Origin of the sequence: Streptomyces sp. NPDC086147 (genome assembly GCF_040702165.1) — a bacterium.
Taxonomy (GTDB): Bacteria; Actinomycetota; Actinomycetes; order Streptomycetales; family Streptomycetaceae; genus Streptomyces.
In genome coordinates this window covers 208,359-227,101 of sequence record NZ_JBFBJO010000008.1, presented here as the reverse complement: position 1 = coordinate 227,101, position 18,743 = coordinate 208,359, and the positions used below count along the sequence as shown (strand labels likewise).

The window sequence follows — 18,743 nt, the reverse complement described above, 5'->3', positions numbered from 1 at the left end:
AGCACCCTCGGAGTCCCTGATGTCTTCCTCCATACCGAGAAGCGCGGCCGTCGCCGCCGTCGTGTCCGCCGCCCTGGCCGCCGGCCTGCTCGCCGGTTCGGCGAGCGCGTCCGCCGAGGAGGGCGCCGGCGTCCGCATCCACGACATCCAGGGCACGACCCGCGTCTCGCCCCTGGTCGGGCAGCAGGTCACCGGTGTCACGGGCGTCGTGACCGGCGTCCGCACCTACGGCTCGCGCGGCTTCTGGATCCAGGACACCGCCCCCGACGCGGACCCCGCCACCAGCGAGGGCCTCTTCGTCTTCACCAGCTCCGTCCCGACCGTCGCGGTCGGCGACGCGGTGAGCGTGAACGGCACGGTCACCGAGTACGTCCCCGGCGGCCTCGCCTCCGGCAACCAGTCGCTGACGCAGCTCTCCAAGCCCGTCGTCACCGTCGTCTCGCAGGGCAACCCGGTGCCGGCCCCGGTGACGATCTCGTCCTGGTCCGTCCCCGGCGCGTACGCCCCGGAGGGCGACCCGGCCGCGGACGGCTCGATCAACGGCCTGACCCTGAAGCCCCGGAAGTACGCCCTGGACTACTACGAGTCCCTGGAGGGCACCAACGTCCGGATCGGCACCTCGCGGGTGGTCGGCGCCACCGACCCGTACTCCGAGCTGTGGGTCACGGTGAAGCCGTGGGAGAACGCCAACCGGCGCGGCGGCACGGTCTACGGCTCGTACGAGGACCAGAACACCGGCCGTCTCCAGGTCCAGTCGCTGGTCCCGACCGCCCAGCAGCCGTTCCCGAAGGCGAACGTGGGCGACGTGCTCGCCGGCGCCACCGAGGGCCCGCTCGACTTCAACCAGTACGGCGGCTACACCCTGACCGCCCGCACCCTCGGCACGGTCGTGGACCGGGGCCTGGAGCGCGAGACCACGGACGGGCAGCGCAGGAACGAGCTGGCCGTGGCGACGTACAACGTCGAGAACCTCGACCCGGGCGACCCGCAGGAGAAGTTCGACGCGCTCGCCGAGGCGGTCGTGGAGAACCTCGCCTCGCCCGACGTCATCGCCCTGGAGGAGATCCAGGACGACAACGGCGCCAAGAACGACGGCACGGTGAGCGCCGCCCAGACGGTGAAGAAGTTCACCGACGCGATCGTGGCCGCCGGCGGCCCGGCGTACGACTGGCGCTCGGTCGACCCGGAGAACAACAAGGACGGCGGCGAGCCCGGCGGCAACATCCGTCAGGTCTTCCTCTTCAACCCGGCGCGGGTCTCCTTCACCGACCGCCCGGGCGGCGACGCCACCACCGCGACCGGCGTCACCGGCCGCAAGGGGCACGCGGCGCTGACCGTCTCCCCCGGCCGGATCGACCCGGCGAACGCGGCCTGGGCGGACAGCCGCAAGCCGCTGGCGGGCGAGTTCGTCTTCCGGGGCCGCACGGTCTTCGTGATCGCCAACCACTTCGGCTCGAAGGGCGGGGACGAGTCGATCGTCTCCCACCACCAGCCGCCGAACCGTTCCTCCGAGGCCAAGCGCCTGCTCCAGGCCCAGGCCGTCAACGGCTTCGTGAAGCAGCTCCTCGCGGTCGAGAAGCAGGCCGACGTACTGGTGGTCGGCGACATCAACGACTTCGAGTTCTCCGGCACCACGAAGGCGCTGACGGACGGCGGCGCGCTGTACCCGGCGGTGAAGTCGCTGCCGCGAAGCGAGCGCTACTCGTACGTGTACCAGGGCAACAGCCAGGTCCTCGACCAGATCCTGACCAGCCCGGGGATCCGCCACTTCGAGTACGACAGCGTCCACATCAACGCGGAGTTCGCCGACCAGGACAGCGACCACGACCCGCAGGTCCTGCGCTTCCGCCCGTAAGCACCCCGCAGGTCCCTACACGCCCGCGTCGAGGCTCAGCGCGGGCGTGTACCACCGGGCGCCGGCGGGCCCGGCGGGCGGGACGTCCTCCCACTCGGTGAGGACGAGCACGCGGTCGCCGTCGGCGGACCGGTGGACATGGGCCCCGATCCCGCCGACGGCGACCGCGCCCTCACCCTCGGACTCGACGACCGAGACGGCCCCGGGCAGCGCGTCCGGGCCGGTCGCGCCGGCCGGGCGGGGCGGCGCGTAGCGGTGCAGGACGACCCGCTCGATGCCGGGCACGGCCGCGTCGATCTCGGCGTTCCGGCCGTCGCGGTGGGTGCGGACGAAGTCCTCGTAGACCTCCTCGCCCGTCCACTGCGAGTAGTGCAGCAGCGTGTCCCCGTCCGTCCCGGCGTAGACGCTGTACGAGAGCAGCCCCGGGTCGGGCCACTCCCGGCCCTCCCAGGCCCTGCGGACGGCCTCGACGGCGGCCCGCTGCCGCTCGGGCGTGCCGACCCGCCAGGTGCTGACGAGGACGGCGCCGACTCCGGGGCGGTAGAGGTCGGGGCGGGCGTGGGGGTGCGCGACGGCGTGCATGGAAGGGTCTCCCGTTCTCGGAACTCCGTGTCGTGCGGAACGGCTCCACCGTCTTCCCTCAACCGGACTTGAGGTCAAGGGCGTCCAGGCACGGGTGCGCACCCTTCAGCGACCCTTACCTTTCCGGCCAAGAAGATCTAAGTGGACCTTCAGCGTCCGCCCCGCCCAGACTTCCGGCATGACCACCGCACCGCCTTTCGGCCGCGCGCTCTGCGCGATGATCACCCCGTTCGCCCCCGACGGCGCGCTCGACCTCGACGCGGCGGGCGCCCTCGCCGTCCGCCTCGTGGCGGAGGGCTGCGACGGCCTCGTCCTCAACGGCACCACCGGCGAGTCCCCGACCACCACCGACGCCGAGAAGACGGCGCTGGTCCGCGCCGTCCGGGAGGCCGTCGGCCCCGGCCCCTCGGTGCTCGCGGGCGTCGGCAGCGCCGACACCGCGCACACCGCCGCACTGGCCCGCGCGGCCGAGGAGGCGGGGGCGGACGGGCTGCTCGTCGTCACCCCGTACTACAGCCGCCCTCCGCAGGCGGCCGTCGAGGCGCACTTCCTGAAGGTGGCGGACGCGACGGGCCTGCCGGTGATGGTCTACGACATCCCCGTCCGCACCGGCACCCGCGTCGAGCCCGCCACCATGCGACGGCTCGCCGCGCACCCGCGGATCGTGGCGGTGAAGGACTGCGCGTACGACCTGCTGGGCTCGGCCCGGCTGATCGCGGAGACCGGGCTCGCGTACTACTCGGGCTGCGAGGAGCTGAACCTGCCGCTGTACGCGGTGGGCGGCGCCGGCTACGTCAGCACGGTGGCGAACGTGGCGCCCCGTCAGCTGCGCGCGGTCCTCGACGCCTTCGACGCGGGCGACACCGCCGGGGCGGCCCGGCTCAACGCCCGGCTGCTGCCGCTCGCCGAGCGGATGATGGCCTCGGGCCTGCCGGGCACGGTGACCGCCAAGGCCCTCCTCGGCGGCCCGGTGCGGGAGCCGCTGCTGCCCGCCGACCGGGAGACGGCCGACGGGCTGCGCGCGCTCCACGAAGCGCTGCTGGAGGCGGATCAGGCGGAGTCGGCGCTGTAGGTGCCGCCGAGGATCGCGGCGTGCTCCAGGACGTCCTCCAGCGGGTCGTCGATCTGCCCCGTGGAGATCAGGGAGACGTGCGGGCCGTTGTGCGAGTGGAGGTGCGTCTCGTCCGCCGCCGCCGTTCCGGCGGACAGCAGGACCGCCACCGCCGCGAACACCCCGGTGGCCGTGTGCCTCGTCCTCATGTCGACTCCTCGCCTCGTCTGCGTACGGGACGCTCCGCCCCGCCCTGATAACGCGGCGTGACCGGATCGGTTGCCGTGCGACGGGAGTTCCACGGCCCCGCGCGGAAAACGACCGACCGCCCCGCCGGCCGTCCGACGACGGGGCGAGGGCGGTCGCTCACGGGGCCTCAGTTGTGGCTGTGCAGGACCTCGTTGAGGCCGCCCCAGACCGCGTTGTTCGGGCGGGCCTCGACGGCGCCGGTGACCGAGTTGCGGCGGAAGAGGATGTTCGAGGCGCCGGAGAGGTCGCGGGCCTTCACGATCTCGCCGTCGGGCATCGTCACCCGGGTGCCGGCCGTGACGTACAGGCCGGCCTCGACGACGCACTCGTCGCCGAGCGCGATGCCGACGCCCGCCTCGGCGCCGATCAGGCAGCGCTCGCCGATGGAGATGACGACGTTGCCGCCGCCGGAGAGGGTGCCCATGGTGGAGGCGCCGCCGCCGATGTCGGAGCCGTCGCCGACGACGACGCCGGCGGAGATGCGGCCCTCGACCATCGAGGTGCCGAGGGTGCCGGCGTTGAAGTTGACGAAGCCCTCGTGCATGACGGTGGTGCCGGCGGCGAGGTGGGCGCCGAGGCGGACGCGGTCGGCGTCGGCGATCCGGACGCCGGCGGGCGCGACGTAGTCGGTCATGCGGGGGAACTTGTCGATCGAGGTCACCTGGAGGTGCAGGCCCTCGGCGCGCGCGTTGAGCCGGACCTTCTCGACGTCGTCGACGGCGACCGGGCCGAGCGAGGTCCAGGCGACGTTGGCGAGGAGGCCGAAGACGCCGTCCAGGCTCTGGCCGTGCGGCTTGACCAGGCGGTGGCTGAGCAGGTGCAGGCGCAGGTACGCGTCGTGGGCGTCGAGCGGCTTCTCGTCGAGCGAGGCGATGACGGTGCGGACGGCGACCACCTCGACGCCCCGGCGGGCGTCCACGCCGAGGGCCTTGGCGGCGCCCTCGCCGAGGGCGTTGACGGCCGCGTCGGGGTCGAGCCGCTCGGTGCCGGCGGGGCCGGGCGCGTCGGTCAGCTCGGGGGCGGGGAACCAGGTGTCGAGGACGGTGCCGTCGCCGGCGATGGTGGCGAGGCCGGCGGCGACGGCGCCGGTGGTGCGAGGAGCAGTGGTCATGACGGAAAACCTAACCGGCGGGTGCCCGCCCGGGCCAACCGGTCTCAGGTGTCGGTCCGGCGCGCCGTCGGTTCGGACGAGCCGTGACGAGGGGGTTTCGGCGCTTCGTCCGGCTCCCGGGGGTCCAGGATCCGGCCCAGCATCGCGCGCGTGTACTCCTCGTCGTACGCCCCGTCGGTGAGCAGCACCTGGAGGCAGACGCCGTCCACGAGGGCGACCAGGGCGCGGGCGGTGGCGGGGTCGGTGCGGGGCGCCAGGACGGCGGTGACGGCCTCGGTCCACTCGGCGGCGACCGGGCGCAGGGCGGGGCGGCGCAGGGCGGCGAGGTAGAGCTCGTACTCCAGCTCCACGCCGGTGCGTTCGCCGCCGAGCCACTCCCCCAGGAAGCGGGCGAGGACGGCGGCGAGGTCGGCGTCCGGGCCCGTGCGGGCGGCCCGCTCGCGCAGTCGGCACCCGAAGTTCTCGTTGGCCTTGCGGAGGGCCGCGACGAGGAGTTCGTCGAGGGAGGCGAAGTGGTACGTGGTGGAGCCCAGCGGCACGTCCGCCTCGGCGGCCACCGTGCGGTGGCTCAGTCCGGCGATGCCGGACCGTCCGACGACCCGGAGGGCGGCGTCCACGATCCGCTCGCGGCGGTCGGGGTCGTGGCGGCGGGGCCGGGCCATCAGTGGGCGCCGCCGAGGTTGAGGACGGCGACCCCGGCGACGATGAGGACGATCCCGGCGATCTTGGCGAGGCTGAGGCTCTCGCCGAGGAAGAGGACGCCGATGGCGGCGACGGCGGCGGTGCCGACGCCGGACCAGATGGCGTACGCGGTGCCGACCTGGAGCGTCTTGAGCGCCTGCGCCAGGAGCGCGAAGGCGATCAGGTAGCCGACGCCGGTGACGAGCGAGGGCCAGAGCCTGCTGAAGCCGTCACTGTACTTCATCGAGGTGGTGGCGAGGATCTCCGCCGCTATGGCACCCGCCAGCAGTCCGTAACCCATGCGTACGAGCGTACACATCGTTGCGCACGGGCGTACGCGCAATTCCGTACGGGCGTGCGAGGACCGACCGATACGGTGTCGCCCATGACCTATCCCACGGGGCCCTACGGCTACGGCCACACTCCTCCGCCTCAGGCGCCGGAGCCCGGCGTGATACCCCTGCGGCCGCTCTCCCTCAGCGAGATCCTGACGGGCGCCTTCAACACCTTCGGACGCCACTGGAAGCAGCTCGTCGGCGTCACCGCCGTCGCCTACGGGTTCGCCCTCCTGCTGACCGCCGCGGCGATCGGCGTCGGCTACCTGGCCGTCGCGGACCACGTGTCCGCCGTGCTCGACCTGCCGAGGGGCGAGGAACCGTCGCCGGACGACCTCCTGCCGATGCTGATCGCGTTCGGCTGCGTCTGGCTGGTCCTGGTGATCGGCGCGCTGGTCGCGAGCGCCGTGGTGTCGGCGGCGGTGCCCGTGGTCCTCCAGGAGGCGGTCCTGGGCGGCCGCGTCGCGTTCGGGACCGTGTGGGGGCGCGCGTGGGCGCGGATGCCCGCGGTCCTCGGCACGGTCGTCCTGACCGCGCTGTCCATGCTGGCGCCCCTCCTGCTCTTCGCCGTGCTGGCCGCCGGCCTGATGGCCCTGGTGATCGCCAACGACGCCGGCCCGGCCGCGTCGTTCCTTTTCCTCCCCCTCCTCCTGCTGGTCCTCCCGCTCGGCGCCTGGCTCTGGGTGAAGCTCTCCCTCGCCCCGACGGCGGCGGTGATCGAGCGCCAGGGCGCCGCGGCGTCCCTGCGGCGGTCCTGGCGCCTGGTCACCGGCTCGTGGTGGCGGACCTTCGGCGGCCTGCTGGTGGCCGGCCTGATCTCGGCCTTCGTCAGCGCGATCTTCCAGCAGCTACTCGGCACGCTGGTGAGCGTGCCCCTCGCCAGTGGTCCGACGCCGGAGACGGCCGAGGAGTTCGTCGCCCTGATCGTGCCGGCGGCGATCGTCATGGGCGTCGGGTCGCTCGTCGCCCAGGTGTTCTCCGCGATCTTCCCGCCGCTGGTGTCCGGGCTGCTCTACATCGACCAGAGGATCCGCCGGGAGAACCTGGCGCCGGTGCTCGCCCAGACCGCAGAGGCGCGGGCGTACGGCTCCTGACGGTCCCCGGCGGGACCCGGGCCCGCCGCTCAGTCCGTGAGCGACCGCTTCGGCCGCAGCACGCAGAACTCGTTGCCCTCGGGGTCCGCGAGGGTCACCCAGGTCGCGTCCTCGCCCTGCCCGACGTCGATCCGGGTGGCCCCGAGGGCGAGGATCCGCTCCACCTCGGCCGCCTGGTCGTCGGGCGTGAGGTCGATGTGCAGCCGGTTCTTGACGCTCTTGGACTCGGGCACGGGCAGGAAGCACATCCCGGGCAGGCTGTACTCGTCGGCCCCGATGACGACCTCGTGCCCGTCCTCGTAGAGGACCTTCCAGTCGAGGACCGCGGCCCAGAAGCGGGCCTGGGCGGAGAGGTCGTGGGCGTCGACGGCGAGGTGGTACATGCGAACGGCCATGCTCCCCAGTCTGTCAGGGGAGCACGGCCGTTCGTGCGAGGGGCTCGCTCAGGCGTTGGAGCTCAGACGTTGAAGCCGAGCGCGCGGAGCTGCTCGCGCCCGTCGTCCGTGATCTTGTCCGGGCCCCACGGCGGCATCCAGACCCAGTTGATCTTCAGCTCGCTGACGATGCCGTCCGTGGCGGACTTCGCCTGGTCCTCGATCACGTCGGTCAGCGGGCAGGCCGCCGACGTCAGGGTCATGTCCAGCGTCGCGATGTTCGCGTCGTCGATGTGGATCCCGTAGATCAGGCCCAGGTTGACGACGTCGATGCCCAGCTCGGGGTCGACGACGTCGTACAGCGCCTCACGGACTTCTTCCTCGGAGGCCGGCTTCATGGTGGCCCCGGCGTTCTCGGTCATGCCGACTTCCTCTCGGACTTCTGGTCGTCGTCCCCCAGCGCCTGGGCGGTCGCGTCCTTCCACGCCATCCAGCTGAGCAGCGCGCACTTCACGCGGGCGGGGTACTTGGAGACCCCGGCGAACGCGACCGCGTCCTCCAGGACCTCCTCCATCGCCTCGTCCGGCTCGATCCGGCCCTTGGACTGCATCAGCTCCAGGAAGGTGCCCTGGATCTTCCGCGCCTCGGCCAGCTCCTTGCCGACGAGCAGCTCGTTGAGGACGGAGGCCGAGGCCTGGCTGATGGAACAGCCCTGGCCCTCGTACGACACGTCCTCGATGCGCGAGCCGTCGTACTTCACGCGGAGCGTGATCTCGTCGCCGCACGTCGGGTTGACGTGGTGCACCTCGGCGTCGCCGTCCCGGAGACCGCGCCCGTGCGGGTGCTTGTAGTGGTCCAGGATGACGTCCTGGTACATCGAATCCAGCTTCACGAGCGTCTCCTAGCCGAAGAAGTTCCGTACGTGCTCCAGTCCCTCGACCAGGGCGTCGACCTCGGCCGGGGTGGAGTACAGATAGAACGACGCCCGCGTGGTCGCGGGAATTCCGTAGCGGAGGCAGACCGGCCGCGCGCAGTGGTGGCCGACCCGGACCGCGATGCCCTGCTCGTCGAGGACCTGGCCCACGTCGTGCGGGTGGATGTCGCCGAGCGTGAAGGAGATCGCCGCGCCGCGGTCCTCGGCCGTGGTGGGGCCGATGATCCGCAGGTCCGGAACCTCCTGGAGGCGCCGGACGGCGTACTCGGTGATCGCGTGCTCGTGGCGCGCGATGTTCTCCATGCCGATCGCGGACAGGTAGTCCACGGCCGCGCCGAGGCCGACGGCCTGCGCGATCGGGGGCGTGCCCGCCTCGAACTTGTGCGGGGCCGGCGCGTAGGTGGAGGAGTGCATCGAGACGGTCTCGATCATCTCGCCGCCGCCGAGGAAGGGCGGCAGGTCCTCCAGGAGCTCCTGCCGTCCCCACAGCACGCCGATGCCGGTCGGGCCGCACATCTTGTGGCCGGTGAAGGCCACGAAGTCGGCCTGGAGCGCCTGCACGTCCAGGACCATGTGCGGGGCCGCCTGGGAGGCGTCGATGCAGACGAGCGCACCGACCTCCTGGGCCCGGCGGATGATCGTCTCGACCGGGTTGAACGTGCCGAGCAGGTTCGAGACCAGGGTGAAGGAGACGATCTTGGTCTTCTCGGTGATGACCTCTTCGATGTTCGAGAGGTCGAGACGCCCGTCGTCGGTGAGGCCGAACCACTTCAGCTTCGCGCCCGTGCGCTGCGAGAGCAGCTGCCACGGCACGATGTTGGAGTGGTGCTCCATCTCCGTGATGGCGATCTCGGTCTCGTGGTCCACCCGGTAGGGCTCGTCGGCCCAGCCCAGCATGTTGGCCACGAGGTTGAGCGACTCGGAGGCGTTCTTGGTGAAGATCACCTCGTCGCGGCTCGGCGCGTTGATGAAGGCCGCGACCTTGTCACGGGCGCCTTCGTAGAGCGCCGTCGCCTCCTCGGCGACCGTGTAGACGCCGCGGTGGACGTTGGCGTTGTGGCGCTCGTAGTACGTGTTGAGCGCGTCGAGGACCTGGCGCGGCTTCTGCGAGGTCGCCGCGGAGTCGAGGTACACGATCTTCTTGCCGTCGTGGACCGTGCGATCCAGGAGCGGGAAGTCCTTGCGGATCGCCTCGGTGTCGAGGAGGCCGGAGAGCCCCTGATGGGCAGAAGTCACGCGGACGCGCCACCCTTCACGTACTTGTCGTAGCCCTCGTTCTCCAGCTGGTCGGCGAGCTCGGCGCCGCCGGACTCGGCGATGCGGCCGTTCGCGAAGACGTGCACGAAGTCGGGCTTGATGTAGCGCAGGATGCGCGTGTAGTGGGTGATCAGCAGGGTGCCGACCTCGCCGGTCTCGCGGACGCGGTTGACGCCCTCGGAGACGATGCGGAGCGCGTCGACGTCGAGGCCGGAGTCGGTCTCGTCGAGGATCGCGATCTTCGGCTTGAGGAGCTCCAGCTGGAGGATCTCGTGGCGCTTCTTCTCACCGCCGGAGAAGCCCTCGTTGACGTTGCGCTCGGCGAAGGCCGGGTCCATCTGGAGCTGCTCCATCGCGGACTTGACCTCCTTCACCCAGGTGCGCAGCTTGGGCGCCTCGCCGCGGACGGCGGTGGCGGAGGTGCGCAGGAAGTTGGAGACCGAGACGCCGGGGACCTCGACCGGGTACTGCATGGCCAGGAAGACGCCGGCGCGGGCGCGCTCGTCGACCGACATCTCCAGGACGTCCTCGCCGTCGAGGGTCACGGTGCCGCCGGTGATCGTGTACTTCGGGTGGCCGGCCAGCGAGTACGCCAGGGTCGACTTGCCGGAGCCGTTGGGGCCCATGACGGCGTGGGTCTCGCCCTGCTTGATGGTCAGGTCGACGCCCTTGAGGATCTCGCGGGGGCCGTTCTCCGCCTCGACGGAGACGTGCAGGTCGTGGATTTCAAGCGTAGCCATGGGTGACTCAGGACTCCTGGGTGACGGAGACGAGCACATCGTCCCCTTCGATCTTTACGGGGTATACGGGGACGGGGCGCGTCGCGGGAAGGCCCGAGGGCTTGCCCGTGCGCAGGTCGAAGCTGGAGCCGTGCAGCCAGCACTCGATGGCGCAGTCCTCGACCTCGCCCTCCGAGAGGGAGACGTTCGCGTGCGAGCAGATGTCGTTGATCGCGAACACCTCGCCCTCGGTGTGCACGACCGACACCGGCGTGCCGTCGACCTCGACCCGCTTCGGGGTGTCGGTCTCCAGCTCGCTCAGCGCGCAGACTCGGACGAAGGCCATCAGACGGAGGCCTCCAGCTCGGCCTCGATCTTGGCGATCAGACGCTCCTGGACGTCGGGCAGACCGATCTGCTGGACCAGCTCGGCGAAGAAGCCGCGGACGACGAGGCGGCGGGCCTCGGTCTCCGGGATGCCGCGGGCCATCAGGTAGAAGAGCTGCTCGTCGTCGAAGCGGCCGGTGGCCGAGGCGTGACCGGCGCCGGCGATCTCGCCGGTCTCGATCTCCAGGTTCGGCACGGAGTCGACCCGGGCGCCGTCCGTGAGGACCAGGTTCCGGTTCAGCTCGTACGTGTCGGTGCCCTCGGCGGCGGCCTGGATGAGCACGTCGCCGATCCAGACGGCGTGCGCGTCCTGGCCCTGCAGCGCGCCCTTGTAGGCCACGTTGGACTTGCAGTGCGGGGTGTTGTGGTCGACCAGGAGGCGGTGCTCCTGGTGCTGGCCCGCGTCGGTGAAGTACAGGCCGAAGAGCTCGGCCTCGCCGCCGGGGGCCGCGTACGCCACGCGCGGGTGGATGCGGACGACGTCGCCGCCGAAGGTGACGACGACCGACTTGAAGGAGGCGTCGCGGCCGACCAGCGCGTTGTGCTGGGCGACGTGGACGGCCTTCTCGTCCCAGTCCTGGACGGAGACGACGGTGAGCTTCGCGCCGTCGCCGAGGACGTAGTCCACGTTGGCGGCGAGGACGGCGTCACCGGTGTGGTCGATGACCACGACGGCCTCGGCGAAGGCGCCGAGCTCGATCACCTGGTGGCCGAAGGCGGTCCCGCCCTGGCCGTGCACGGCGATGCGGATCGGCTCGGTGAGGACGGCGTCCTTGGCGACGGTGACGACCGAGGCCTTCTCGAACGAGGAGTACGCCTGGGCGGCGACCCGGTCGACGGGCTTGCCGGCCCGGCCGAGGCGCTCGTCGTCACGGCCGACGGTCTCCACGGTGACGCCCTCGGGGGCCTCGATGTCGACCTTGACGCCCTCGCCGGTGGCGACGGCGGTGCCGTCGTGCAGACCGCGCAGGCGCTCCAGCGGGGTGAACCGCCACTCCTCCTCGCGGCCGTGCGGGACGGGGAAGTCCGCGACGTCGAAGGACGGGGGCGCGCTCATGCGCGTGGCGACGGTGGACTCGGCGGCCACCGCGATCGAGCCGGCAGTGGTCGAACCTGCCGGGATGTACTGAGCCTCAGCCATGGCTGTCGTCTTGCTCTCTTCCTGCGTACGGGGAAACGGTCGCTGCGGGTGGGCGGAGGGCCTTAGCCGACCGAGCCCTCCATCTGCAGCTCGATCAGCCGGTTGAGCTCCAGGGCGTACTCCATCGGGAGCTCCTTGGCGATGGGCTCGACGAAGCCGCGGACGATCATCGCCATGGCCTCGAACTCGGTGAGGCCGCGGCTCATCAGGTAGAAGAGCTGGTCCTCGGAGACCTTGGAGACGGTGGCCTCGTGGCCCATGGAGACGTCGTCCTCGCGCACGTCCACGTAGGGGTACGTGTCGGAGCGGGAGATGGTGTCGACGAGCAGCGCGTCGCAGAGCACGTTGGACTTGGCGCCCGGGGCACCCTCGCCGATCTCGATGAGACCGCGGTAGGAGGTGCGGCCGCCGCCCCGCGCCACCGACTTGGAGACGATGTTCGAGGAGGTGTTCGGGGCCATGTGGACCATCTTGGCGCCGGCGTCCTGGTGCTGGCCCTCGCCCGCGAAGGCGATGGACAGGGTCTCGCCCTTGGCGTGCTCGCCCATGAGGTAGACGGCCGGGTACTTCATGGTGACCTTGGAGCCGATGTTGCCGTCGACCCACTCCATGGTGGCGCCCTCGTAGGCGACGGCGCGCTTGGTCACCAGGTTGTAGACGTTGTTCGACCAGTTCTGGATGGTCGTGTAGCGGCAGCGGCCGCCCTTCTTCACGATGATCTCGACCACGGCGCTGTGCAGCGAGTCCGAGGAGTAGATCGGGGCGGTGCAGCCCTCGACGTAGTGGACGTAGGCGTCCTCGTCGACGATGATCAGCGTCCGCTCGAACTGGCCCATGTTCTCCGTGTTGATGCGGAAGTAGGCCTGGAGCGGGATCTCGACGTGCACGCCCTTCGGCACGTAGATGAAGGAGCCGCCGGACCACACGGCCGTGTTCAGCGAGGCGAACTTGTTGTCGCCGACCGGGATGACGGTGCCGAAGTACTCCTTGAAGAGCTCCTCGTGCTCCTTCAGGGCGGTGTCGGTGTCGACGAAGATGACGCCCTGCTCCTCCAGGTCCTCGCGGATCTGGTGGTAGACGACCTCGGACTCGTACTGGGCGGCGACGCCGGCGACGAGGCGCTGCTTCTCCGCCTCCGGGATGCCGAGCTTGTCGTACGTGTTCTTGATGTCCTCGGGCAGTTCCTCCCAGGAAGCGGCCTGCTTCTCGGTGGAGCGCACGAAGTACTTGATGTTGTCGAAGTCGATGCCGGAGAGGTCGGAGCCCCAGGTCGGCATGGGCTTCTTGCCGAAGAGACGCAGACCCTTGAGACGCAGCTTCAGCATCCACTCGGGCTCGTTCTTCTTCGAGGAGATGTCGCGGACGACGTCCTCGTTCAGTCCGCGCTTGGCGGTGGAGCCGGCGGCGTCGGAGTCGGCCCAGCCGTACTCGTACCGACCCAGGCCCTCGAGCTCGGGGTGGCTGATCTCGGTGGTCATGCGGGGTTCCTCCCGGCCGTGCTTGCGGATGCTGATTCGGTGGTCTGTGGAGCGCCGTGCGGGATGAACGTGGTGCAGACGCCGTCACCATGGGCGATGGTGGCCAGGCGCTGGACGTGCGTTCCCAGGAGGCGGGAGAAGAATTCCGTCTCCGCCTCGCACAGCTGGGGGTACTGCTCGGCGACGTGGGCGACCGGGCAGTGGTGCTGGCAGAGCTGCTCGCCGACCGGCGCGTTCCGCGCAGTGGCAGCGTACCCGTCCGCCGTGAGGGCCTTGGCGAGCGCCTCGGTCCGCCGCGCGGGCTCGGCCGCCTCGACGGCCTCGCGGTACGCGCCGCCCTGGCTCTCGATCCGGTCCCGGGCGAAGGCGGCGACGGCCTCCTCGCCCCCGGCGTTGCGCTCGATCCAGCGGAGCGCCTCGACGGCGAGCGAGTCGTACGACTGGTCGAAGGCGTCCCGGCCGCAGTCGGTCAGCGCGAAGACCTTCGCGGGGCGGCCCCGGCCGCGGTTGCCGTAGACGCGCTTCTCGCGCGCCTCGACCACGTTCTCCGCGACCAGCGAGTCGAGGTGGCGGCGGACGGCCGCCTGGGTGAGGCGGAGCCGTTCGGCCAGGTCGGCGACGGTCGACGGCCCGTGGTCCAGGATCGACCGCGCGACCCGGTTGCGCGTGGAACGCTCCCGGGTCGCGAGTTCCTCCACCGGAGCCGCTCCCACGTTTTTCACAACACCATTGTTGCGTAATTAATCGGGGAGTGACAAGCCGGGCCCGACACGCGGACGGTGCCGTACGTCACTCAGGTAAGGCTTACCTGACCTGCGACGATGATCATTCATGGGATGAATTCGACCACTCTTCGGGACCCGCGCCCGAAGGACCCCGGGTCGCTCTCTAGACTTCCCGGCATGCACGGGAAGCCCACGAGTGAGTCCGTCGTCCAGGTCCGCGGCCTGGTCAAGCGGTACGGAGACAAGACCGCCGTCGACGGCCTGGACCTCGACGTACGGGCCGGCACCGTCACCGCCGTCCTCGGCCCCAACGGGGCCGGCAAGACCACCACGATCGAGACCTGCGAGGGCTACCGCAGGCCCGACGGCGGCACCGTCCGGGTCCTCGGCCTCGACCCGGTCGCCGACGCGGCCGCCCTGCGCCCCCGGATCGGCGTCATGCTCCAGTCCGGCGGCGTCTACTCCGGCGCCCGCGCCGACGAGATGCTCCGGCACATGGCGAAGCTGCACGCCCACCCGCTGGACGTGGACGCCCTGATCGAGCGCCTCGGCCTCGACTCCTGCGGCCGCACGACCTACCGGCGCCTCTCCGGCGGCCAGCAGCAGCGCCTCGCGCTCGCCATGGCCGTCGTCGGCCGCCCCGAGCTCGTCTTCCTCGACGAGCCCACCGCCGGGCTCGACCCGCAGGCCCGCCGCGCCACCTGGGACCTAGTCCGCGAGCTGCGCGCCGACGGGGTGACCACGGTCCTCACCACCCACTTCATGCAGGAGGCGGAGGAGCTGGCCGACGACGTCGCCATCGTCGACGCCGGTCGGATCGCCGCCCAGGGCAGCCCCGAGGAGCTGTGCCGCGGCGGCGCCGAGAACACCCTGCGCTTCACCGGCCGCTCCGGGCTCGACCTGGGCTCCCTGCTCAAGGCCCTCCCGGACGGCACCGCCGCGGCGGAGACGCTCCCGGGCACGTACCGGATCACCGGCGACGTCGACCCGCAGCTCCTCGCCACGGTCACCAGCTGGTGCGCCCAGCACGGTGTGATGCCGGACGGCATCGCGGTCGAGCGCCACACCCTCGAAGACGTCTTTCTGGAGCTCACGGGCAAGGAGCTGAGGTCATGAAGCCGGCCATCGACGAGATCTGCCGGGGGTCCGGGGGTCGCCCCCCGGGTCGGCACAGCCTCGAACTCACGGGCAAGGAACTGCGGTCATGAGCACGGGCACCCACTCCCCCCGGCCCGGCGCCGCCCCCGTCGGGCGGATGATCGCCGCGCAGACCGCCCTGGAGACCAGGATGCTGCTGCGCAACGGCGAGCAGCTGCTCCTGACGGTGATCATCCCCTCGCTGCTCCTGGTGCTGTTCTCCACCGTCGACGTCGTCGACACCGGGGCCGGGAAGCCCGTCGACTTCCTCACGCCCGGCGTCCTCGCGCTCGCCGTGATGTCCACCGCCTTCACCGGCCAGGCCATCGCGACCGGTTTCGAGCGCCGGTACGGGGTGCTCAAGCGGCTGGGGGCCTCGCCGCTCCCCCGCTGGGCCCTGATGACCGCCAAGACGCTCTCCGTCCTGGTCACCGAGGTCCTCCAGATCGCGCTCCTGACGGCGATCGCGCTCGCGCTCGGCTGGTCCCCGCAGGGGAACCCGCTCTCGGTGCTGCTGCTCCTGGTCCTCGGCACGGCCGCCTTCTCCGGCCTCGGCCTGCTGATGGCCGGCACGCTCAGGGCCGAGGCGACCCTGGCCGCCGCCAACCTGGTCTTCCTGCTGCTCCTGGTGGGCGGCGGGGTGATCGTGCCCCTGGAGAAGTTCGGCGCCGCGGGCGACGTGCTCGCCCTGCTGCCGATCGCGGCCCTCTCGGACGGCCTGCGGGACGTCCTCCAGGGCGGGGCGACGATGCCATGGGGCGACGCGCTGGTCCTCGCGGTCTGGGCGGTCCTGGGGCTCGGGGCGGCGGGGAAGTTCTTCCGCTGGGAGTAACCGTAAGGTTCCGTTCGGCCACATACGCCCCCCTCGTGAAAGCGCGCACAAGCGCCGTCCTACGATAGGGCCCGTGCTGAACCCCCTCGCCCTCATCGCCCGGCGCTGGACCCCGTCCCCCCGGACGCTCCGGCGCGCCGCACTCTCCGCCGTCGTGATGAGCGTGCTCATCATCGTCACCGGCGGCGCGGTCCGGCTGACCGGTTCCGGTCTCGGCTGCGACACCTGGCCCAAGTGCACGGACGACAGCCTCTTCGCCACGCCCGCGCAGGGCCTCCACGGCGCCATCGAGTTCGGCAACCGGCTGCTGACGTACGTCCTGTCGGCGGCCGTCGGCTGGGCCATCATCGCCGTGCGCTCGGTCAAGCCGCGCCGGCGCGGCCTCACCCGGCTCGCCTGGGTCCAGTTCTGGATCGTGCTGAGCAACGCCGTCCTCGGCGGCATCACGGTGTGGATGGGCCTCAACCCGTGGACGGTCGCCGGCCACTTCCTCGCCGCGAACGCGCTGCTCTCGGTCGCCGTCGTCACCTGGCACCGGACCGCCGAGGGCGACACCGCCCCCCGCCCGCGCGTGCCGCGCCCGGTCCGCAGGCTGTCCTGGGCGATCACGATCACCTCGGGCCTGCTGATCGCGCTCGGGACCACCGTGACCGGCGCCGGCAAGCACGCCGGCGACAGCAGCGACGTCCCGCGCATGCCGTGGGACTGGACGAACGCCGCGCACCTGCACGCGATCGCCGCCTGGATCGTCTGCGCGCTCGCGGTCGCGATGTGGCTGGTCCTGCGCGCGGTGGACGCCCCGGACGACACCCGGGCCCGCGCCCGCGACCTGCTGATCGTGCTGCTCGCCCAGGGCGGCATCGGCTACGTCCAGTACTTCACCGGGGTCCCCGAGCTCCTGGTCGCCGCCCACATGCTCGGCTCCGCGCTGATGTGGATCGCGGTCGTGCGGCTCGCCCTGAGCATGCGCGAGCGCCCGCCGAGCACACCGGCGATCCCGGCCCAGGCCGACCCGGAGCTCGCGAAGGCCTGAGGCCCCGCCCGCTCCCGTACGCGCGCACGTACACGTACGCAGAAGGGCCCACCGGTTCCCGCGAGCCGGTGGGCCCTTTCGCGTGTGCGCCCGCGCCGCTTCAGCGGTCGGAGGGGCCGCCGATCTGGATGCCCGCCATCCGGGTCCACTCGTACGGACCGGTGACGACCTTCGCGGCGAACTCGCCGTCGAACTCCTCGTGGAGCGTCAGCCCGGCCTTCTCGGCGGCCCGCTCCGCGAGCGCGTACGTCGGGGCGACCAGGTCGCCCCAGAGGCCGTCCGCGCCGACGAGGACGATCCGGGTGCCCGCCTGGCCGATGTGCTCCAGGTGTCCCTCGGAGCCGCCGTGCTCCTCGGAGAAGGCCTGGATCTGCTTGGTGAGCCGGGCGACCCTGCGCTCGTCCTTCTTCGTGCCTGCCGTCGTGTCTGCCGTCGTGTCTGCCATGGCAAGGATGCTACCGACGGGTAGATCGAACGGCGACGGCCGGGCCGCGTGGCGTTTCCCACGCGGCCCGGCCGTCGCCGAGCGGTTCTGACGGAGGTCAGCGGAGGAAGGGGTCCACCGCGACCGCCACGAAGAGCAGCGAGACGTAGGTGATGGACCAGTGGAAGAGCCGCATCTCCTTGAGCTTGGCGCCCGTCGCGCCGTCCTTGGCGCGGTTCAGGAGCCCGTGCGCCTCCCAGAGCCACCAGCCGCCGGTGACCAGGGCCACGGCGGTGTAGAACCAGCCCGTGTAGCCCAGCGGGGTGAGCAGCAGCGAGACGGCGACCATGACCCAGCTGTAGGCCACGATCTGCTTGGCGACGACCTTGTTGGAGGCGACCACCGGGAGCATGGGCACGCCCACGCGCGCGTAGTCCTCCTTCACCTTCATCGACAGCGGCCAGTAGTGCGGCGGCGTCCAGAAGAAGATGACCATGAAGAGGATGACGGCGGCCCAGGACATCGAGTTCGTGACCGAGGACCAGCCGATGAGCACGGGCATGCAGCCGGCGATGCCGCCCCAGACGATGTTCTGCGCGGTCCGCCGCTTCAGGATCATCGTGTAGACGACCACGTAGAAGAGGAGCGCGCCGAGCGAGAGCCAGGCGGAGAGCCAGTTGACCAGCAGGCCGAACCAGAGGGTGGAGACCACCGCGAGGGTGAGGCCGAAGACCAGGCCCTCGCGCGGCGACACCATGCCGGTGACCAGCGGACGCTGCGACGTGCGGTCCATCAGGGCGTCGATGTCGCGGTCGATGTACATGTTCAGCGCGTTCGCGCCGCCCGCCGACAGGTAGCCGCCGAAGCAGGTGGCGAGCACCAGCCAGAGGTTCGGCACGCCCTGCTCGGCGAGGAACATCACCGGGACGGTCGTGATGAGCAGCAGCTCGATGATCCGCGGCTTGGTCAGCGCCACGAATGCCTTGACGCGGGCCCCGAACGGCCGATGGCCCCCCGGGCTGGGAGTCAAGACGACCCCTGCGGGTCGGGACTCGACGGCCGTCACGCACACCCCTGACAGAGAAATCCCAGCAAGCTCCCCGGATGAAAGCGGGGTGAAGCTTGCGCGTACCACGCCACTCTAGACGTTGCCCAGACGCCGATCTTCGCGGGGGTGGGGTCGTGTTGAAGGGGTACGTCCCAAGGGGTGGACGCGGTTCGGGAGGCGAAGTGCCACGGCCACCGGCAGTCTTGCCATGTGCGCTCATTTGAGGGGCATGAGCACGAAAAGAGGGCCGTCCGACGGGGGTAGGCTCGACACCGCCGGTACACCCTCAGTCACCGG

At 71.2% G+C, this 18,743-nt stretch carries 22 protein-coding genes; 6 read left to right on the top strand and 16 right to left on the bottom strand.

Features of this window, described 5'->3' with window-relative positions; translation table 11 throughout:
* The first annotated feature begins 19 nt into the window (after positions 1-19).
* Positions 20-1,855 carry an endonuclease/exonuclease/phosphatase family protein gene (locus AB0398_RS19885; RefSeq protein ID WP_366376776.1) on the top strand — a complete coding sequence of 612 codons (1,836 nt, stop codon included), beginning with the start codon at positions 20-22 and terminating at the stop codon, positions 1,853-1,855.
* Positions 1,856-1,870: 15 nt separating this feature from the next.
* Here AB0398_RS19885 and AB0398_RS19880 read toward each other — a convergent pair whose 3' ends face one another.
* Positions 1,871-2,437 carry an antibiotic biosynthesis monooxygenase gene (locus AB0398_RS19880; RefSeq protein ID WP_366376774.1) on the bottom strand — a complete coding sequence of 189 codons (567 nt, stop codon included), beginning with the start codon at positions 2,435-2,437 and terminating at the stop codon, positions 1,871-1,873.
* A gap of 178 nt (positions 2,438-2,615) precedes the next feature.
* Between AB0398_RS19880 and dapA the strand changes: the two genes are divergently transcribed.
* The gene (gene dapA, locus AB0398_RS19875; RefSeq protein WP_366376772.1) at positions 2,616-3,509 is read left to right on the top strand and encodes a 4-hydroxy-tetrahydrodipicolinate synthase; all 894 of its coding nucleotides are present in this window, start codon (positions 2,616-2,618) and stop codon (positions 3,507-3,509) included.
* On the opposite strand, the gene AB0398_RS19870 is transcribed toward dapA, so the two are convergent.
* From AB0398_RS19870 to AB0398_RS19855, 4 genes are all read right to left on the bottom strand, one after another.
* On the bottom strand, positions 3,488-3,697 hold the full coding sequence (locus tag AB0398_RS19870) for a hypothetical protein (RefSeq protein ID WP_366376770.1): 210 nt from the start codon (positions 3,695-3,697) through the stop codon (positions 3,488-3,490). The genes dapA and AB0398_RS19870 overlap by 22 nt on opposite strands.
* A gap of 167 nt (positions 3,698-3,864) precedes the next feature.
* Positions 3,865-4,848, bottom strand: coding sequence for a 2,3,4,5-tetrahydropyridine-2,6-dicarboxylate N-succinyltransferase (gene dapD, locus AB0398_RS19865; RefSeq protein WP_366376769.1), 984 nt, complete (start codon positions 4,846-4,848; stop codon positions 3,865-3,867).
* 44 nt (positions 4,849-4,892) lie between these two features.
* A complete protein-coding gene (locus AB0398_RS19860) occupies positions 4,893-5,510 on the bottom strand; it encodes a TetR family transcriptional regulator (protein ID WP_366376767.1) in 618 nt (205 codons plus the stop codon).
* Positions 5,510-5,830, bottom strand: a complete 321-nt coding sequence (locus AB0398_RS19855; RefSeq protein WP_366376765.1) for a multidrug efflux SMR transporter — start codon at positions 5,828-5,830, stop codon at positions 5,510-5,512. Before AB0398_RS19855 ends, AB0398_RS19860 begins: the two co-directional genes overlap by 1 nt.
* Before the next feature lie 84 nt (positions 5,831-5,914).
* Here AB0398_RS19855 and AB0398_RS19850 point away from each other — a divergent pair, with 84 nt between their 5' ends.
* A complete protein-coding gene (locus AB0398_RS19850; protein WP_366376763.1) occupies positions 5,915-6,958 on the top strand; it encodes an oxidoreductase in 1,044 nt (347 codons plus the stop codon).
* A gap of 29 nt (positions 6,959-6,987) precedes the next feature.
* On the opposite strand, the gene AB0398_RS19845 is transcribed toward AB0398_RS19850, so the two are convergent.
* From AB0398_RS19845 to AB0398_RS19805, 9 genes are all read right to left on the bottom strand, one after another.
* The gene (locus AB0398_RS19845) at positions 6,988-7,353 is read right to left on the bottom strand and encodes a VOC family protein (RefSeq protein ID WP_366376761.1); all 366 of its coding nucleotides are present in this window, start codon (positions 7,351-7,353) and stop codon (positions 6,988-6,990) included.
* A 62-nt stretch (positions 7,354-7,415) separates the two neighbouring features.
* A complete protein-coding gene (locus AB0398_RS19840; protein WP_366376759.1) occupies positions 7,416-7,754 on the bottom strand; it encodes a metal-sulfur cluster assembly factor in 339 nt (112 codons plus the stop codon).
* The gene (gene sufU, locus AB0398_RS19835) at positions 7,751-8,224 is read right to left on the bottom strand and encodes a Fe-S cluster assembly sulfur transfer protein SufU (RefSeq protein WP_366376757.1); all 474 of its coding nucleotides are present in this window, start codon (positions 8,222-8,224) and stop codon (positions 7,751-7,753) included. Before sufU ends, AB0398_RS19840 begins: the two co-directional genes overlap by 4 nt.
* A 9-nt stretch (positions 8,225-8,233) precedes the next feature.
* Positions 8,234-9,502 (bottom strand): cysteine desulfurase, encoded by a 1,269-nt coding sequence (locus AB0398_RS19830; RefSeq protein ID WP_366376755.1) that lies wholly within the window; start codon positions 9,500-9,502, stop codon positions 8,234-8,236.
* Positions 9,499-10,263, bottom strand: coding sequence for a Fe-S cluster assembly ATPase SufC (gene sufC / locus AB0398_RS19825; RefSeq protein WP_366376753.1), 765 nt, complete (start codon positions 10,261-10,263; stop codon positions 9,499-9,501). Before sufC ends, AB0398_RS19830 begins: the two co-directional genes overlap by 4 nt.
* A gap of 7 nt (positions 10,264-10,270) precedes the next feature.
* The gene (locus AB0398_RS19820) at positions 10,271-10,588 is read right to left on the bottom strand and encodes a bifunctional 3-phenylpropionate/cinnamic acid dioxygenase ferredoxin subunit (protein ID WP_030205123.1); all 318 of its coding nucleotides are present in this window, start codon (positions 10,586-10,588) and stop codon (positions 10,271-10,273) included.
* A complete protein-coding gene (sufD, locus tag AB0398_RS19815) occupies positions 10,588-11,769 on the bottom strand; it encodes a Fe-S cluster assembly protein SufD (protein WP_366376751.1) in 1,182 nt (393 codons plus the stop codon). Before sufD ends, AB0398_RS19820 begins: the two co-directional genes overlap by 1 nt.
* A 62-nt stretch (positions 11,770-11,831) precedes the next feature.
* Entirely contained in the window at positions 11,832-13,247 is a 1,416-nt protein-coding gene (gene sufB / locus AB0398_RS19810; protein ID WP_053642064.1) for a Fe-S cluster assembly protein SufB, read from the bottom strand.
* Entirely contained in the window at positions 13,244-13,969 is a 726-nt protein-coding gene (locus tag AB0398_RS19805) for a metalloregulator ArsR/SmtB family transcription factor (protein ID WP_366376749.1), read from the bottom strand. The genes sufB and AB0398_RS19805 overlap by 4 nt, the downstream gene beginning before the upstream one ends.
* Positions 13,970-14,149: 180 nt before the next feature.
* On the opposite strand from AB0398_RS19805, the gene AB0398_RS19800 reads away from it, so the two are divergent.
* The 3 genes from AB0398_RS19800 to AB0398_RS19790 all read left to right on the top strand — a co-directional run bounded on the left by AB0398_RS19800 (position 14,150) and on the right by AB0398_RS19790 (position 16,974).
* Entirely contained in the window at positions 14,150-15,088 is a 939-nt protein-coding gene (locus tag AB0398_RS19800; RefSeq protein WP_366376748.1) for an ABC transporter ATP-binding protein, read from the top strand.
* An 88-nt stretch (positions 15,089-15,176) separates the two neighbouring features.
* Positions 15,177-15,941: an ABC transporter permease gene (locus AB0398_RS19795; protein ID WP_366376746.1), complete on the top strand. Its 765-nt coding sequence runs from the start codon at positions 15,177-15,179 to the stop codon at positions 15,939-15,941.
* Between the two features lie 73 nt (positions 15,942-16,014).
* Entirely contained in the window at positions 16,015-16,974 is a 960-nt protein-coding gene (locus AB0398_RS19790; protein ID WP_366376744.1) for a COX15/CtaA family protein, read from the top strand.
* 100 nt (positions 16,975-17,074) lie between these two features.
* Here AB0398_RS19790 and AB0398_RS19785 read toward each other — a convergent pair whose 3' ends face one another.
* Positions 17,075-17,419 carry a hypothetical protein gene (locus AB0398_RS19785; protein WP_366376742.1) on the bottom strand — a complete coding sequence of 115 codons (345 nt, stop codon included), beginning with the start codon at positions 17,417-17,419 and terminating at the stop codon, positions 17,075-17,077.
* A gap of 97 nt (positions 17,420-17,516) precedes the next feature.
* Complete coding sequence (locus AB0398_RS19780; protein WP_366376740.1) at positions 17,517-18,464, bottom strand: heme o synthase; 948 nt, start codon at positions 18,462-18,464, stop codon at positions 17,517-17,519.
* Positions 18,465-18,743 lie beyond the last annotated feature (279 nt).